Origin of the sequence: Brevibacterium sp. 2SA (genome assembly GCF_005502845.1) — a bacterium.
GTDB lineage: Bacteria > Actinomycetota > Actinomycetes > Actinomycetales > Brevibacteriaceae > Brevibacterium.
Genome location: NZ_SCMW01000003.1, coordinates 90,214 through 105,263, shown reverse-complemented (window position 1 = coordinate 105,263; position 15,050 = coordinate 90,214). Strand labels below are relative to the sequence as shown.

Sequence of the window (15,050 nt, the reverse complement as noted above, 5' to 3'; positions counted from 1 at the left end):
GACAAGCCCATGAACCCCAAGTTGCCCATGACATCGCGGCGGTCGGTCGCCGGACGAGGGAGCGAAGAGATGACACTGCAGGCAAAGCAATCCAACGAGGACGCGGCGGGCAGGCCGAAGAAGAACCTGCCACCGGTCAACAAGCGCGTCTTCATCGCGGCGGCTATCGGCACGCTCGCCATCACACTGTGGGCGTTCTTCGCCCCCGTCAATGCCCAGGCCGTCCTCGGCGCTGTGGTGACGTGGACCTCGGACTGGTTCGGCTGGTTCTACGTCCTCCTCGTCGCCATCGTCCTCGTCTTCGTCATCTACCTCGCCGCTTCCCGGTACGGGTCGACGAAGCTCGGTCCCGAGCATTCGAAGCCCGAGTTCGGTCTGCTGCCGTGGGCGGCCATGCTCTTCGCCGCCGGCATCAGTACCGACCTCATGTTCTTCGCCGTGGCCGAACCCGTCACGCAGTACCTGCAACCGCCGAGCACGGAACCCGAGACCGTCGACGCCGCCCGTGAGGCCACCGTCTGGACGCTCTTCCACTACGGGCTCAGCGGCTGGGGCCTCTACGCCCTCATGGGCATCGCGCTCGCCTACTTCGCCTACCGGATGAACATGCCGCTGGCGATCCGCTCGGCACTCGCCCCGATCTTCGGCAAGCGGGTTCAGGGCACGCTCGGCGACACCGTCGACTTCGCGGCCCTCCTCGGCACGATCTTCGGTGTCGCCACGTCACTCGGCATCGGCGTTGTCATGGTCAATGTCGGACTGGGTGTCATCTTCGGCCTGCCCGTGTCCGTGGGGTCGCAGATCGCCATCGTCGTCGTCGGCGTGGGTGTCGCCACGCTCTCGGCCGTCTCCGGCGTCGACAAGGGCATCAAGTTCCTCTCCCTGCTCAACGTCTTCGCCGCGATCGCCCTGAGCATCTGGGTGCTCGTGGCCGGCAACACGAAGTTCCTCCTCAACGCGTTCGTCCTCAATGCCGCCGATTTCGTCCGGCTCTTCCCGAACATGGTGGGCCAGACCTTCGCGTTCGAGGACACGGGCACGTGGATGACGGACTGGACGCTGTTCTTCTGGGCGTGGTGGATCGCCTGGGCATCGTTCGTCGGGCTATTCCTCGCCCGCATCTCGCGGGGCCGCACGATCCGCCAGTTCGTCATCGGCACCCTGACGATCCCCTTCATCTACATCTTCATGTGGATCTCGATCTACGGGAACTCCGCACTCGACATCATCCGCAGCGGCAACCGGGAATTCGGGGAGCAGACGATGCTCAACCCCGAGGGCGGGTTCTACGAGCTGCTCGCCCAGTATCCGGCGTTCATCATCGTCGCCGCGTTGGCGACGCTCACCGCTCTCCTCTTCTACGTCACCTCGGCGGACTCCGCGGCCCTCGTCATGGCGAACCTCTCCTCGTTCCTGCCGACACCGCAGGACGACGGGCGCGCCGGACTGCGGATCTTCTGGGCGGTGCTCACCGGCGCGCTGACTGTGGCGATGCTCATCGTCGGCGGGATCGGTGCGCTGCAGAGTGCGACGGTCATCATGGGTCTGCCCTTCGCCTTCGTCGTCATCCTCGTCATGATCGGCCTCTACAAGGCCCTGCGCGTCGAGGGCAACCGCGTCGACAGCGTTGAGCAGAGCCTCTCGGGATCGCTGGCCCGCCGGTCAGGGCGGGGATCGGAGACGTGGAAGAAGCAGCTCTCCCGCGTGCTCGCGTTCCCCAGCGGGAGCAAGGTCCGCGACTACGAGCAGACCGTCCTGCTGCCGACGATGCGGGAGATCGCCGAGGAGATGCGCTCACGCGGCATCTCCGCCCGCTGCGGCCGCGTCGACTCCGAAGGCCGCTTCGACGATGACGGCGAGCTCGTCGAACTCGAGGTCGACGGCGAAGGCCAGTACCCCTTCCGCTACCAGGTGTGGCCGCACAAGGTCAGCGTGCCGTCCTTCGGCGGCCGCGTTCCGCGCGGCACCGAGGACTACTATCGGATGGAGGTCTACCTCGACGGCGGAGCCGGTCAGGGCTACGACATCATGGGCTACACGAAGGACCAGCTCATCGACGACGTCCTCGACAAGTACGAGCGCCACGTCGAGTTCCTCCAGATGCAGGAGAACATCACCGGCGGCACCGAATGATGGGCTGGGAGCCGGGCTGGGGCGCCGACGCGAGGGACCGGGCGGTGCGACGATGACGCCCGAGGAGTTCCGGAAGCACGGCCACGACCTCATCGACTGGATCGCCGACTACCGCGCCTCCCTGGATGAGCGGCCCGTGCGCGCGAGTGTCCCTCCCGGTGACATCGCCGCTCGCCTGGCCGCCTCGGCGCCGGAGGACGGGGAGGATCCGGCCGCAGTGCTCGGGGATCTCGATGACATCGTCATGCCCGGGCTCACGCACTGGCAGCATCCGCGGTTCTTCAACTTCTTCCCCGCCAACAGCGAGCTCTCCTCGGTGCTCGGTGACATCGCGAGTTCGGGACTCGGGGTGCTCGGGCTGTCCTGGGAGGCCTCCCCGGCGCTGTCGGAGGTCGAGCAGGTCGTCCTCGGGTGGGCCCGCGACCTCTTCGGGCTGCCCGCGGACTTCCGCGGGGTCATCCAGGACACCGCCTCGACGGCGACCCTGCTCGCGATGCTCGGGGCCAGGGAACGCGCCTCGGACTTCGCGATGATGGGCCCCGGGCTCACCCAGGCCAGCGCTCCGCTGACGGTCTACCTCAGCCCGTACGCGCACTCCTCGGTCCGCAAGGCCGTGCTCCTCGCCGGTTTCGGGGAGGACCAGATCCGCTGGGTCGACGTCGACGAGGACTTCGCGATGGATCCGGAATCCCTCGCCGAGGCGGTCGCCGCCGACCGTGCGGCCGGTGCCGTTCCCGCCGCGGTCGTCGCGACGTGCGGAACGACGACGACCACGGGACTCGACCCGCTCGCGGCGATCGGGGAGGTCGCCGCCGCACACGGCCTGTGGTTCCACGTCGATGCCGCGATGGCCGGGTCCGCCCTCATCCTCCCGGAGATGAGGGGTATGGCCGAGGGCATCGACCGCGCCGATTCACTCGTCATCAACGTCCACAAATGGTTCGGCGTCGCCTTCGACTGCTCTCTGTTCTTCGTCCGCGATCCCGCCCATCTCGAGGCCGTGATGTCGACGAATCCCTCGTACCTGCAGTCCGATCGGGACGCCGAGGTGACCAACCTCCGCGACTGGGGTGTGCCCTTGGGGCGCCGGTTCCGGGCGCTCAAGCTGTGGTTCATGCTCCGCATCGAAGGCGCCGAGGCGATCCGCGCCCGCCTGCGCCGTGACCTGGACAATGCCCGCTGGTTCGCCGCGCAGGTCGAGGCCGAACCGGGGTGGACCGTCGTCGCCCCTGTGCCCCTGCAGACCGTGTGCATCCGCCATGAGCCGCCGGGCGTGAGCGGGGAGGACCTCGACGCGCACACCCGGGAGTGGGCGCGGGCGGTCAACGACTCCGGGCGCGCGTACGTGTCCCCGTCGACGCTCGACGGTCGGTGGATGGTGCGGATCTCGATCGGCTCCCTGACGACGGAGCGCAGCGATGTCGAAGCGCTGTGGGAGATTCTCAAGGAGGCGGTGGCACCGTGAGGGAGGAGACAGGCGCCGGGGAAACCAGTGCCGTGGAGACGATGGCCGGTGGCCCGGTCGTCGGCGAGGACGGTCTCGCGCGCACCCCGTGGGCCTACGGGGATCCGCTGCTGCTGAAGTACTACGACACCGAGTGGGGTCTGCCGGTCCGCGATGAGTCCGGGCTCTTCGAGCGCCTCAGCCTCGAGGGCTTCCAAGCGGGGCTGTCGTGGCTGACGATCCTCAAGAAGCGCGAACGGTTCCGCGAGGTCTTCGCCGACTTCGATGTCGACACCGTCGCCGGCTACGGCGACGCCGAGGTCACAGCCCTCCTCGACGATCCCGGCATCATCCGGCATCGCGGGAAGATCGAGGCATGCATCGGCAATGCCCGGGCGATCATCGCGTTGCGGGACTCCGGCGGGATCAGCGAGCTCATCTGGAGCTTCCGGCCCGCACAGACCCCGACACCGCAGACGATCGCCGAGGTGCCCACGACCTCCCCGGAATCGACGGCACTGTCGAAGGCGCTCAAGCGCAGAGGGTTCCGCTTCGTCGGTCCGACCACGATGTATGCGCTCATGGAGGCCGTCGGTATGGTGGACACGCACCTCGTCGGCTCCCATCGCCGAGGCGCCTCCGGCCTCTGGTCGGACTGACCCGGACACCACCGCCTCGGCGAAAGGACACCATGAGGGACATCCGCGTGAGCGCGCTCGTCGTCATCCACCCCGAACGCCCGGAACTGCTCATGGTCCGCAAGACCGGGACGACGTCGTTCATGCTGCCCGGCGGCAAACCGGAGGCGGGCGAGACCCCGGAGGACACGATCATCCGGGAGATCGCCGAGGAGCTCGGACTCGACCTCGATCCCGTTCGTCTCTCGCCGCTCGGGGAGTTCACCGCAGCGGCCGCCAATGAGGCCGACCATCGGGTCATCGGCGACGTCTTCGTCTACGACGGGGTGCCCGCCGGGCTCGACCTCACCGACATCCGGCATCAGGCCGAGATCGCCGCGGCCGGATGGTTCCCATGCGATCCGATGCCCGCCGACACCGCCGAGCGCCAGTTCGCCCCGCTCACCCGGGATCGGGTGGTGCCGGCACTGGCGGCGGCCGGCGCGATCTGAGGCTGACGGAGGTCGGCGACGCTCAGCCCTTCGGCTGGCGCGAGTACGCGACGAGAGCGCGGTAGAGGTCGAGGGGAGCGCAGTTCGCGCCCTTGGCCAGGGACTTCACGAGCTTCCGGTAGGCCGTGTAGTCGACATGCGACGGGTTGGCGGATTCGAGCAGGCCATGGTCGTGGAGGACACCGACGGCACGGGCATCGAGGATCGCGTACTTCTTCGGATCGAAGACGGTGAGCAGGGCGCTGGCCAGAGGATTGCCGACCCCCGGCAGGACCTTGAGGAAAGGCAGGCGCAGATGGTTCGGGGTGTCCTCGTCGAGGGCGACGGCGGTGACGTAGTCGATGTCGTCGCCGGAGAGCTTCTCGGCCATCGGCAGCACCGCGACGGCCTTCCACTCGACGACCTTGAGGAAGTTCTTGCGCTTGTAGCCCTCGCGGCGCACGACCTTCGGGGCGATCGAATCGAAGATCTCGGCCTCGAGGTCGGTGAGCTCGTACTGGGGCTCGTAGCGGAGGACGAAAGCCGTGTCGATGAGGCCGGAGGACGGGCTGTCGGGAAGCTGCGACGAGGTCATGCCGCGATTCTACAGAACGTCGAGGAACACGGAATGAACGCTGCCGGTGCTCGGTCGGCGGCTGAGTGCCCGGCAGAGTGCGTGTCCGACCAGCGAAGACCAGCGGGCGCTGACCACCGATCATCGCGAATGCGAGATCCGCAGCCGCCTCGGGGAGGCGATGACGTAACGTGCGAGTATGGATGATCGTCGCACTCTGACCCCGGCCCTGCTCGGGCTCGTGTGGTCGGCGATGTTCGGATTCTCCGGGTTCTTCCTCAGCTATTCGACGATGGTCTCGATCGGGGCGATCGGCGGGCTCGCAACCGTGACCGGCGGTGCCGTGCTGACGACGATGATGGTCGGCGTCATCGCCGTCCAGCCCTTCGCCCCGTGGCTGGGCGCGCGGCTCGGCCTGCGCTCGGCCCTGCTCGTCGCCCTCGGACTCCAGGTGCTCGGGCAGGTGTGCGGCCTCATCGTGACGCAGCCGCTGCTCAGCCTCGTCCTCGCCGGGGTGTTCGGCGGCATGGGGTTCGGCCTCTTCGTCGTCCTCGCCAACGCCGCGGTCCCGGGGACGGTGGCGCCCCGCCGGTTGGGGAAGGCGCTCGGCATCTTCGGCGGCATCACCTCGCTCGCGGCGGCCCTCGGGGCGCCGTTCGGGCTGTGGCTCATCGGTGTCGTCCCCGTGTGGTCGTTCCGCCTCATCGCGTGCGGAACCCTGCTGCTCGCGGCACCGACGATCATCCGCTTCCTGCCCGGACGTGTCCCGCCGCCCGGCGCCGAGCACGACGGGCTGCCCGGCACACACCGCGCTGTTGACGCTGATGCTCAGGCGGCGGTCTCCGACGGCGGTGCCCGGGGTTCGGGTGCCGGCGTCGGTGCCCGGACTTCGGGCCCTGACGCTGACCGCGGAGCGTCCTCGCAGGGCCGGCGCCGCCTCGGCGAGATCCTTCCTCTGCTCACCATGCTCGCGCCGTTCCTCATCGGCATGGTCACCTTCGGACTCATCGTCGGCTTCGGTCCAGGGGAGGGGATCGCCACTCCGGCGATCTACATCGGGATCATGCAGGTGTTCTCCGTCATCGGGCGCTTCGCCGCCGGAGCCGTCGCCGATGCGCGCTCGCCGCTCGGGCTCAACCTCGCCGGCGTCGGCCTGGCGGCCTGCGGCCTCATCATCACGGCGATCACCGGCGGGGGAGTCGTCCTCGGGCTGGCGATGGCGGTGGTCGGACTGGGGCTCGGCACTCTCCAGTCGGCGAGCCTCGTCATGGCGTTCACCGCTGTGAGCACCCCGGCGCGGGCGAGCGTCGCGTGGAACATGAGCTTCGACATCGGCCTCGGCATCGCCGGGGTCATCGGCGGGGTGGGGTTCACCTACCTCGGCGACACCGCGACCTTCCTCCTCTGCGCCGGAATCCTCCTGCTCGCGGGACTCGTGTCATGGATCGTCGCCGCGCGGCGCGCCGGCACATCGGGTGGCCGGGACTAGAGGGAGCAGACTGCGCAGGTGGTCGCTGCGTGCGCGATTGAGCGCCGCATCCATGGCGCTTCCCAGAGGTCTGCGCCACGTTCATGGCGTTATCTCTTCGATTTTCGCCATCGCCGCGGCGCAGAATCACCCTGGACCTGGCGCAGAATCCAGGGTTCACCCTGGACCTGGCGCAGACTCCGAGACCGGCCAGGTTGAGTGCGTGCTGCGGCCGGGTCACTCGTTCTCGGTGTCGAGGGAGGCGAGGAGTTCGACGGCGGCATGGGCGTAGTCGCCGATCCAGCGGTCGTGGATCCGCTTGATCGGCAGCGGAGCCAGGGCGAGCACGCGGGTCCGGCCGACCTTGCGACCGGTGAGCAGCTCGGCATGTTCGAGCACACGGATGTGCTGGAGGACGGTCGTGCGATCGAGCTCGGGAAATTCGGCGGCGACGGCTCCGGTCGTCCGCGGTTCGGCGCGGAGGAGGTCGAGGATGCGACGCCGGGTCGGATTCGCGAGCGCCTTGAACACGGCGTCGTCGCGGGAGTCGGCGGATCCGCTCTCCGTGCGGTCGCCTCGGCGCGAACCTGTTCCCTTCTCTCCAGACATGTGGTAAAAATATCACATGAATGATGAGCAGAACGACAAGCAGGCCCCGCTGGAGGAGCTCTCCTTCACCGTCACCGGCTACATCTCGAAGACGCCCCATGAGACCTATGAGGCGGTGGCCGACCCCGAGCAGCTCTCGAAGTACTTCACGACCGGCGGCGCCCGCGGCCGACTCGCTCCCGGCGCCGAGGTGACCTGGGACTTCGCTGACTTCCCCGGGCGCTTCCCGGTCGACGTCATCGAGACCGTCCCCGATGAGAAGATCGTCATCGCGTGGGAGGGCTCGGAGCACACGACGGCGCCGAAGACGACGACGACCTTCGAGTTCTCGCCGGTCGATGACGGAACCCGCACGCTCGTGACGATCACGGAGAAGGCGTGGAAGACGACGGTCGGCGGAGCCGAGGGCGCCTTCGGCAACTCGATGGGCTGGACCGGCATGCTCGCCGCGCTCAAGGCGTGGGTCGAATACGGAATCAACCTCCGCGAGGGCTTCTACAAGTAGGCCATCGCCTCTCGAGTGCCGAGTGCTCGAGTGCAGGGGTCGTTGAGTGCTGAGACCCTGCACCGCACCGGCCCGCGGGCACTGGAACCCGCGGGCAGGGGCTGCGCGGCGCCTCAGTCGACCGGGGAGACCCGGATGAGGTTGCCGTCCGGGTCGGCGACGACAAACGTGCGCCCGAAGACCGCATCGTGCGGCTCCTCGACGACGGACACGCCTTTCGCCGTCCAATCGGTGAACATCCGGTCGACCGCCTCGGCGGACCCGGGGACCATGAGCCCGACTTCCGCGGTGCGGGCACCTGCCCGGGCGATCGCCTCGGCGCCTCCGCTCCACACCGCGAAGAGGACACCGGGCGCGACCTCGAAGGAGACATAGCGCGGTGTGACCATCTCCGGTTCCATTCCGAAGAGGTCGGAGTAGAACGCGGTCGAGGCCTCGGTGTCGGTGACGTAGATGAGGAAGAGGTTCGGGGTGGACATGATGGCTCCTTCACTGGTTGCCGGGTGCTGACACGACTACAGTGGCACCCATAGATGACAGCCCATGTCATCTTTCGATCGGTCGCGAAGAACAGTCGTCGGGAGGCTGCCATGGATCGTCCGCAGCGTCTGCTGGCGATCATCGCCGTGCTGCAGACCGGGAGGCAGACGACCGCCGCTGACCTGGCCGAACAGTTCGATGTCTCGAAGCGGACGATCCTGCGTGACATCGATGCTCTCGCCGAGGCGGATGTTCCCGTCATCGCCGAACGCGGTCGAGGCGGCGGCATCTCCCTCGTCTACGGCGCGGACATCGACGTCACCAGGCTGAGTGACCGCGAGGCCGAAGCGCTCGGGCTCGTCGGCGTCGACGTCGCCCGGGCCCGCGAACTCGGGCTCGAAGCCGCCACCCGTTCGGCCGCACGGAAGCTCTCGACACGAGCGCCGTGGCCGGTCGGTGCCGAGCACAAGGGCATGACGAAGACGACGGGGCTGGGGGACCTCGTCGCGATCGACACCACGGGGTGGTTCGACGCGGGGCCGTCGATCGACGCCGGTCCCCTCGTCGAGGCGCTGCGGCGCGGCCGGCGTCTGAGTCTGCGGTACCGTCCGAGTGGGCAGTCCGACGCCGCGGACCACACCGTCGATCCCTACGGTCTCTATTCGCGCGGTGGTCGGTGGTACCTCATCGCCGATGTCGAGGGCGACCCGCGGATGTTCGCCCTGTCCCGGGTGCACACATGGCGGGAGCTCGGGGAGCCCAAGCGGGTCCGCGATGATGTCACCCTCGCCGAGGTGGCTGATCACTTGGTCACGCGGCTCGAGACTCGGCACGCTGTCGTCGTCACCGCCGTGATCGACGCTGCCGCTGAGGATCTGGTCCGTCGCATCCTCGGCAGTCGCCTGCTCAGCCTCGAACCAAGTGTCGGGCTCGAACCGAGTGACGATGACGATCGCCGGTGGGACGAGACCGTGACGATCACCGTCGGCTATGAGGAGCTCGACGGAGTCCGTCAGCTCATCCAGTTCACCGACCACATCGAGATCCTCGAACCGCTAGAGGCTCGCAACCTCGTCCACCGCCTGACGAGCGGCATGGCCGCACGCCACGACGACGGGCGTCCCTGACGGTGCTGCAGTGGCGGCAATGGGTCCGTCGACCGATCCACCCCCGTGACAACCCAACCCGCTGCTTCACCGCATGTCAGCTCCGCGCTGATTCTGGCGACTCGGCTCTCCGAGGTGGATCGAGCTCGACAATCCGCTGATCTTCAGCTCAGATCCACCTCGGGAGATTAACACCGGAGCGTCCACCCCGCGTCGGGCCGCTCGAGCCACCCTGCGCCGGGCGCTCGAGCCGGTGCGTGTCAGGAGCGTTCGCTCAGCCTCCTACTCGGGACCCGCCGGCGCGGCTCGAGATGCGCGTCAGACGATGCGGGTCTCCGGGGACTTCGTCTTCGCGGGATCCGTCTCCGGGAGATCTCCGAGGGCCTCATCGATGCGATCGAGCACCTCGGCGTCGAGCTTGACCCCGGCGGCGGCGACGTTCGATGCGATCTGCTCGGGACGCGACGCCCCGACGAGAGCGGTGGCGACGTTGTCATTGGCGAGCACCCACGCGATCGCCAGCTGGGCCATCGTCAGGCCGAGGTCGGCGGCGATCGGCTCGAGCTTCGCGACCGCCGTGAGTGTCTCATCATTGAGGTAGCGGGAGATCATGTCTGCCCCGCCCTTGTCATCAGTTGCGCGCGACCCGGCAGGGGCCGGCTGACCGACCTTGTACTTGCCGGTGAGGACGCCCTGGGCGATCGGCGACCAGACGATCTGCGAGATGCCGAGCTCCTTCGACGTCGGCACCACCTGCGGTTCGATGACCCGCCACAGCATGTTGTACTGCGGCTGATTCGAGATCAGCTGGATGCCGAGGTCCTGGGCGAGGTAGTGACCGGCCCGCAGCTGGTCGGCGTTCCATTCGCTCACACCGATGTAGAGCGCCTTGCCGGCCCGGACGATGTCGGCGAAGGCCTGCATCGTCTCCGTCAGCGGCGTCTCGTAGTCGTAGCGGTGCGCCTGGTAGAGGTCGACGTAGTCGGTGCCCAGACGGGTGAGCGATCCGTTGATCGACTCCATGATGTGCTTGCGCGACAGGCCGGTGTCGTTGTGCCCCTTCGGGCCGGTCGGGAAGTAGACCTTCGTGAAGATCTCGACCGATTCCCGTCGCTGCCCGGCCAGAGCATCGCCGAGGACCTGTTCGGCGGCTGTGTTGGCGTAGACGTCGGCGGTGTCGAACGTCGAGATGCCGGCGTCGAGGGCGGCATGGACGCTCTTCGTCGCGATGTCGTTCTCGACCTGCGAACCGTGGGTGAGCCAATTGCCGTACGTGATCTCCGAGATCTTCAGACCACTGTTTCCGAGATACCTGAACTCCATAACCTCAGCCTACGACCGTGAGTCAAGGGCCTTCGGATCGTGATCGCCGAGGTGGTCCGTCGTCACGTGGGCTGTCCCCGCCGAGGTGGGGTGAGCTGTCCGCAGGCGAGCGCGGCCAGGGCGAGACCGAACCCGGCGATCTGGAGCAGGGTGAGGCGCTCACCGGCGAAGAGCGCCCCGAGACCCGCTGCCACGAGCGGTGAGAGCAGCCCGAGCAGAGCCGTCGCGGTCACCGGGAGGCGGCCCAATCCGCGGAACCACAGCGTGTAGGCGAGGATGCCGCCGACGATGCCGAGCCAGAGGTAGCCGGCGACTCCCGCAGCATCGATGCGCCCCGGCACACCCTCGAAGGCCAGCGTCGGAACGAGGAGGACGAGCCCGCCTGCGGTCAGCTGCCATCCGGCGAAGCCGACCGCGCTCAGCCCGGGCGGGCGGCCCCAGCGTTTGACGAGGACGACGCCGACGCCCATCGACGCCGCCCCGCCGATGCCGGCGAGGAGACCGAGAGGGTCGAAGCCGGCCCCGGGTCCGAGGACGACCATGCCGACGCCGACGACACCGACGATGCCCCAGGCCAGCCGCCAGCGGGAGAGCCGTTCGCCGAGGATGACGACAGCGAGGACGGTGACGAGGATCGGCTGCGTGGCCCCCAGGGTCGCCGCGACTCCGCCCGGCAGACGACCGGCGGCGACGAAGAGGAGCGGGAAGAACACACCGATGTTGAGGGCCCCGAGCACAAGCGCCTTCCACCACCACGAACCCTGCGGCAGCCGGCGGGCGATGAGCAGCCCGATGAGGCCCGCCGGCAGGGAGCGCATGAGCGCAGCGAACAGCGGATGGTCGGCGGGCAGGAAAGCGGTGGTGACGAGATAGGTCGTGCCCCAGACGGCAGGAGCAACGGCGGTGGCCATTGTCGCGCCGAGGCGGGACCGGGTTGGCGAGGGATCCGGAGGCGAGATCGTCGAGGTCATGTCTTCAGATTCCGCCCGAATCGTCAATGAGTCCAACACATGCTTTTCATCTCAGCGATCGTGATTCACGATAGATGCATGGAGCTTCAGCAGATGCGCTACGCGATCGCCGTCGCCGAGGAGCGCAATTTCACGCGAGCCGCCGCACGGTGTCACGTCGTCCAGTCGGCGCTGAGCCATCAGATCAAAGCTCTCGAACACGAACTCGGTGTCACGCTCTTCGCGCGCACGAGCCGGCGCGTCGACCTCACCGATGCCGGCGCCGCGTTCATTCCCGCCGCCCGCGCCGCCCTCGAGGCCGCCGACCGGGCCGGGGCAGCCGCCGCGGCAGCCGCCGGCGAGATCCGCGGGACGCTGTCGATCGGCGTCATTCCCACGGTCACCGCGCTCGACCTCTCGGCGGTGCTCGCCTCACTGCACGCCCGACATCCGCAGGTGCGCATCACGATGCGGGCCGGAGACAGCAGACGCTTCATCGCGGAGATTCGCGCCGGCGAGCTCGACGCCGCCGTGCTCGGACTGCCTGCTTCGGTGACGCCGTCCGGCACCGACCATCTCGTCCTCGCCGAGGAGCGTCACGTCGCGATCCTCGGTCCCGGGCACCGCCTCGGCGGCCGGCGTCGCCTCAGTCTCACCGACATCGCGAACGAGACCTACGTCGACTTCCCTGCCGGCAGTCCCGGTCGCGAACAGACCGACCGGGCGTTCGCCGCCGCCGGGCTGGTGCGGACCGTCGCGTTCGAGGTGATGACAGCGGAGATGATCCTCGACCTCGTCGGCGCAGACCTCGCGATCGCGCTGCTGCCCCCGGCAGTGGTGCCCGCTGAGCGCGGGCTCTCCACGGTCGCAATCACGGGCGGCCCGACCCGCACCGAATACCTCGCGTGGAGTGACTTCAACCCGAGCCCCGCCGCGCTCGCCTTCGTCGAGGAGGTCAGGTTGGCCACGGGCACAGATCGCCCGCGGTGACGGGTGGGTCGACTCCGCGGTGACGAGTGGATCGACCCTGCGGTGACAGACGCCACCGCCCGGTGAACCGCGGGGTCAGCCGGTTGCTCGTCGTCGGTGCAGCACCGGTGGCAGCCCGAAGAGGATCGGCGGTCGCGCCCCGGCGGTGGTCGAGGCGTCGCTGAGCGTCCACGCGCTCTCCCAGCTGATGAGCTCCCCGGCGTGGCAGACGGGATCGCCCCCGGACGCCGGCGGTTCGGCCCAGAACCACAGGTTGATGCCGTACTCGATGACGACGACGCCCACGGTGCGCGGGGATTCGCCTGTGCTGTCATCGCGGGCGCGCAACCGCGCGGTGTTCTCCGCGACGAACTCTCGGTGGAGCTTCGCCGAGGCGGTTTCGGCTTCAACCCATCCGTCCGCTCGGTGGGGGAGGAGCACCCACGTTCCCGCGGGGACGTCGGCAGGGTCGACCTCCTCGGCGGCGCGGACCGTGACGAAGCCGGCGGGCACCGGATCGAGCGCGGCGAGGAGGGTGCCGAGACCGGCGGCGACCACCTCTGCCGACGGGGCGACGATGAGGAGGCCGGTCGCCTCGGCGAGGATGTCGTCCCTGCTCAGGTGCGTGAACGGACTGGAGTTCAGTTGCCTGACGACGGCCTGCCAGTGTGCGGGCACGGGAGCGTCGAGGAAGGCGTGCGTGACCGAGCGCTCGGTGTCGTGGCGCATCCTCGCCCTCCTCTCAGTCTCGATCGGCGGTGGGGTCGGGTGTCTTCAGCCTGCCACGGATCGGCCCATCAGGGCGACGGGTCGGCGATCTTGTGGTCGGACCGGGACAGAACTGCGCCGGCGGGCTGAGCAGGAGTCGTCGCCTCGGAGTCGGCGGCGGGCCGTGGAGGACCTGCCGCCTCGGCGACGACACTTACGAGAACACGCTGATCCCGTAGGCGGCGAAGACGATGAGCAGTGCCGCCCCGTGGACGGCGGTGACCTTCCGTGCGGCGAATGTCGCCACCGACAGGAGGATGACGACGCCGAGCAAGAGGAGGTTCGCCGGGCCCTCGGCGAGGACGATCTGCTGGCCGGTGAGGAGGCCGATGACGAGGACGACGGGGATCGTCAGTCCGACGGTCGACACGAGCGCGCCGTGGCAGAGGTTGCTCACCCGCTGCACTTCGCCCTGCCAGGCGGCGCGGATGGCGGTGATCGTCTCGGGCAGGAAGACGATCATCGCGATGACGATGCCCGACAGGGCGGTCGGGGCGCCGAGGCGGCTGAGCCCGTCATCGAGCAGCGCGGCCATGTCATGGGAGAGGAGGACGATGGGCAAGACGGTGATGACGAGGAGGGTGAGGCGAGCGACGATCTCGACGCGGTGGGTCGCGATGATCTCGAGGATGCCCGGGTGTGCTGGGGCGTGCGCCGTGCCGGCGTGCCCTGTGCCTGCCGGGGCGGGGGCCTGCGCCGTGCCGGTGGGCACCGAACCGACCTCCGCCGTCTCGAGCTGCGCCGTCCCGGCCTGCGTCGTCTCGACCTGAGCCGTCCCGGCGGGAACGAGCCGCGGGTCGACCTCGCGGAAGTCATCGGCCTGCGCACCCATCTGGCGGACGAGGAAGAAGACGTAGATGGCGATCGTCAGCACGATGATCGGGATCTCCTGCCACGGCAGATAGCTTCCGTCCTCGCCGATGACGGCGGGCAGCGCGAACGCGAGCGCAGAGAGGACGACGATCAGGCTGAGGTACGCCGAGGTGCCTGTCCGGTTGTGCTCCATGTCCCCGTGCCGCAGGCCGCCGACGAGCACACAGATGCCGACGACGGCGCCGAGGATGATCATCGACACGGCCATGACGGAGTCGCGGGCGATCGTCGCATGGTCGCCGGGACCGAGGAGGACCGCGGCGATGAGGATGACCTCGATGAGGACGATCGAGAGGGTGAGGACGAGCGAGCCGTAGGGATCGCCGAGGCGGTGCGCCAGATGTTCGGCTTCGTGGACGACCCCGAACGCGCAGAGCAGGATGACGCCGATGATGACGACGAGCGCGGTGATGAGCAGCGGCGCTGGGGCGGGGGCCTCGAGGAGGGAGCCGAAGAGGGAGAGGGCGACGACAGCGCCCCAGCCGAGGACGAGCCGAATGACGGCTGCGGGGGTGATGATGCTGCGGAGTACGGCATTCATGACGGTCTGATCCAGTTCTACGAGGCCGTCCTCATCGCGTAGGACAGCGACCGGGTCGTCCCGATCGCCGCGTCACCTCCAGTCTAGCGAAGATCGCGGCGTTTGGCAGAGGAGGGACGACTGCGCCGAGGTGGCCGGGCCGGAGGATGTCGAGCGGGGAATGCGACGAGGGCCGCTCGCCCCAGGTGGGACGAGCGGC

Annotated in this window: 15 protein-coding genes; 8 read left to right on the top strand and 7 right to left on the bottom strand. The window is 68.6% G+C overall.

From position 1 onward, the window contains the following. The first annotated feature begins 69 nt into the window (after positions 1 to 69). Genes betT through FFS20_RS02465 form a run of 4 tightly spaced genes read left to right on the top strand, consistent with a single transcriptional unit; the run spans position 70 to position 4,706 of the window. The gene (gene betT / locus FFS20_RS02480; RefSeq protein WP_137824358.1) at positions 70 to 2,133 is read left to right on the top strand and encodes a choline BCCT transporter BetT; all 2,064 of its coding nucleotides are present in this window, start codon (positions 70 to 72) and stop codon (positions 2,131 to 2,133) included. Positions 2,134 to 2,185: 52 nt separating this feature from the next. Next, the gene (locus FFS20_RS02475) at positions 2,186 to 3,598 is read left to right on the top strand and encodes a pyridoxal-dependent decarboxylase (RefSeq protein WP_137824357.1); all 1,413 of its coding nucleotides are present in this window, start codon (positions 2,186 to 2,188) and stop codon (positions 3,596 to 3,598) included. Positions 3,599 to 3,639: 41 nt separating this feature from the next. Beyond that, a complete protein-coding gene (locus FFS20_RS02470; RefSeq protein WP_137824415.1) occupies positions 3,640 to 4,236 on the top strand; it encodes a DNA-3-methyladenine glycosylase I in 597 nt (198 codons plus the stop codon). A 32-nt stretch (positions 4,237 to 4,268) separates the two neighbouring features. Beyond that, entirely contained in the window at positions 4,269 to 4,706 is a 438-nt protein-coding gene (locus FFS20_RS02465; protein ID WP_137824356.1) for an NUDIX domain-containing protein, read from the top strand. 22 nt (positions 4,707 to 4,728) lie between these two features. Here FFS20_RS02465 and FFS20_RS02460 read toward each other — a convergent pair whose 3' ends face one another. Next, a complete protein-coding gene (locus tag FFS20_RS02460) occupies positions 4,729 to 5,280 on the bottom strand; it encodes a hypothetical protein (protein WP_137824355.1) in 552 nt (183 codons plus the stop codon). Positions 5,281 to 5,458: 178 nt separating this feature from the next. Here FFS20_RS02460 and FFS20_RS02455 point away from each other — a divergent pair, with 178 nt between their 5' ends. After that, positions 5,459 to 6,748: an MFS transporter gene (locus tag FFS20_RS02455; RefSeq protein ID WP_137824354.1), complete on the top strand. Its 1,290-nt coding sequence runs from the start codon at positions 5,459 to 5,461 to the stop codon at positions 6,746 to 6,748. A 216-nt stretch (positions 6,749 to 6,964) separates the two neighbouring features. On the opposite strand, the gene FFS20_RS02450 is transcribed toward FFS20_RS02455, so the two are convergent. Continuing rightward, positions 6,965 to 7,336, bottom strand: a complete 372-nt coding sequence (locus FFS20_RS02450) for a metalloregulator ArsR/SmtB family transcription factor (protein ID WP_137824353.1) — start codon at positions 7,334 to 7,336, stop codon at positions 6,965 to 6,967. A gap of 16 nt (positions 7,337 to 7,352) precedes the next feature. Here FFS20_RS02450 and FFS20_RS02445 point away from each other — a divergent pair, with 16 nt between their 5' ends. Next, entirely contained in the window at positions 7,353 to 7,841 is a 489-nt protein-coding gene (locus FFS20_RS02445; RefSeq protein ID WP_137824352.1) for an SRPBCC domain-containing protein, read from the top strand. Between the two features lie 113 nt (positions 7,842 to 7,954). Here the strand turns inward: FFS20_RS02445 and FFS20_RS02440 are convergent, their stop codons facing one another. After that, positions 7,955 to 8,320, bottom strand: a complete 366-nt coding sequence (locus tag FFS20_RS02440; protein ID WP_137824351.1) for a VOC family protein — start codon at positions 8,318 to 8,320, stop codon at positions 7,955 to 7,957. A 111-nt stretch (positions 8,321 to 8,431) separates the two neighbouring features. Between FFS20_RS02440 and FFS20_RS02435 the strand changes: the two genes are divergently transcribed. Further along, complete coding sequence (locus FFS20_RS02435) at positions 8,432 to 9,448, top strand: WYL domain-containing protein (RefSeq protein WP_137824350.1); 1,017 nt, start codon at positions 8,432 to 8,434, stop codon at positions 9,446 to 9,448. A gap of 297 nt (positions 9,449 to 9,745) precedes the next feature. Here the strand turns inward: FFS20_RS02435 and FFS20_RS02430 are convergent, their stop codons facing one another. Together FFS20_RS02430 and FFS20_RS02425 are read right to left on the bottom strand one after the other, a co-directional pair. Continuing rightward, positions 9,746 to 10,750, bottom strand: coding sequence for an aldo/keto reductase family protein (locus tag FFS20_RS02430; RefSeq protein ID WP_137824349.1), 1,005 nt, complete (start codon positions 10,748 to 10,750; stop codon positions 9,746 to 9,748). Positions 10,751 to 10,812: 62 nt separating this feature from the next. Then, positions 10,813 to 11,721, bottom strand: a complete 909-nt coding sequence (locus FFS20_RS02425; protein WP_137824348.1) for an EamA family transporter — start codon at positions 11,719 to 11,721, stop codon at positions 10,813 to 10,815. 78 nt (positions 11,722 to 11,799) lie between these two features. On the opposite strand from FFS20_RS02425, the gene FFS20_RS02420 reads away from it, so the two are divergent. Then, positions 11,800 to 12,690 carry a LysR family transcriptional regulator gene (locus tag FFS20_RS02420; protein ID WP_137824347.1) on the top strand — a complete coding sequence of 297 codons (891 nt, stop codon included), beginning with the start codon at positions 11,800 to 11,802 and terminating at the stop codon, positions 12,688 to 12,690. Positions 12,691 to 12,765: 75 nt separating this feature from the next. Here the strand turns inward: FFS20_RS02420 and FFS20_RS02415 are convergent, their stop codons facing one another. Both FFS20_RS02415 and FFS20_RS02410 read right to left on the bottom strand, forming a co-directional pair. After that, positions 12,766 to 13,398, bottom strand: coding sequence for a hypothetical protein (locus tag FFS20_RS02415; protein WP_137824346.1), 633 nt, complete (start codon positions 13,396 to 13,398; stop codon positions 12,766 to 12,768). 193 nt (positions 13,399 to 13,591) lie between these two features. Next, a complete protein-coding gene (locus FFS20_RS02410) occupies positions 13,592 to 14,851 on the bottom strand; it encodes a calcium:proton antiporter (RefSeq protein WP_137824345.1) in 1,260 nt (419 codons plus the stop codon). Positions 14,852 to 15,050 lie beyond the last annotated feature (199 nt).

Coding starts and splice junctions, on each gene's coding strand:
- betT (WP_137824358.1), top strand. CDS start 70: ATGACACTGCAGGCAAAGCAATCCAACGAGGACGCGGCGGGCAGGCCG.
- FFS20_RS02475 (WP_137824357.1), top strand. CDS start 2,186: ATGACGCCCGAGGAGTTCCGGAAGCACGGCCACGACCTCATCGACTGG.
- FFS20_RS02470 (WP_137824415.1), top strand. CDS start 3,640: ATGGCCGGTGGCCCGGTCGTCGGCGAGGACGGTCTCGCGCGCACCCCG.
- FFS20_RS02465 (WP_137824356.1), top strand. CDS start 4,269: ATGAGGGACATCCGCGTGAGCGCGCTCGTCGTCATCCACCCCGAACGC.
- FFS20_RS02460 (WP_137824355.1), bottom strand. CDS start 5,280: ATGACCTCGTCGCAGCTTCCCGACAGCCCGTCCTCCGGCCTCATCGAC.
- FFS20_RS02455 (WP_137824354.1), top strand. CDS start 5,459: ATGGATGATCGTCGCACTCTGACCCCGGCCCTGCTCGGGCTCGTGTGG.
- FFS20_RS02450 (WP_137824353.1), bottom strand. CDS start 7,336: ATGTCTGGAGAGAAGGGAACAGGTTCGCGCCGAGGCGACCGCACGGAG.
- FFS20_RS02445 (WP_137824352.1), top strand. CDS start 7,353: ATGAATGATGAGCAGAACGACAAGCAGGCCCCGCTGGAGGAGCTCTCC.
- FFS20_RS02440 (WP_137824351.1), bottom strand. CDS start 8,320: ATGTCCACCCCGAACCTCTTCCTCATCTACGTCACCGACACCGAGGCC.
- FFS20_RS02435 (WP_137824350.1), top strand. CDS start 8,432: ATGGATCGTCCGCAGCGTCTGCTGGCGATCATCGCCGTGCTGCAGACC.
- FFS20_RS02430 (WP_137824349.1), bottom strand. CDS start 10,750: ATGGAGTTCAGGTATCTCGGAAACAGTGGTCTGAAGATCTCGGAGATC.
- FFS20_RS02425 (WP_137824348.1), bottom strand. CDS start 11,721: ATGACCTCGACGATCTCGCCTCCGGATCCCTCGCCAACCCGGTCCCGC.
- FFS20_RS02420 (WP_137824347.1), top strand. CDS start 11,800: ATGGAGCTTCAGCAGATGCGCTACGCGATCGCCGTCGCCGAGGAGCGC.
- FFS20_RS02415 (WP_137824346.1), bottom strand. CDS start 13,398: ATGCGCCACGACACCGAGCGCTCGGTCACGCACGCCTTCCTCGACGCT.
- FFS20_RS02410 (WP_137824345.1), bottom strand. CDS start 14,851: ATGAATGCCGTACTCCGCAGCATCATCACCCCCGCAGCCGTCATTCGG.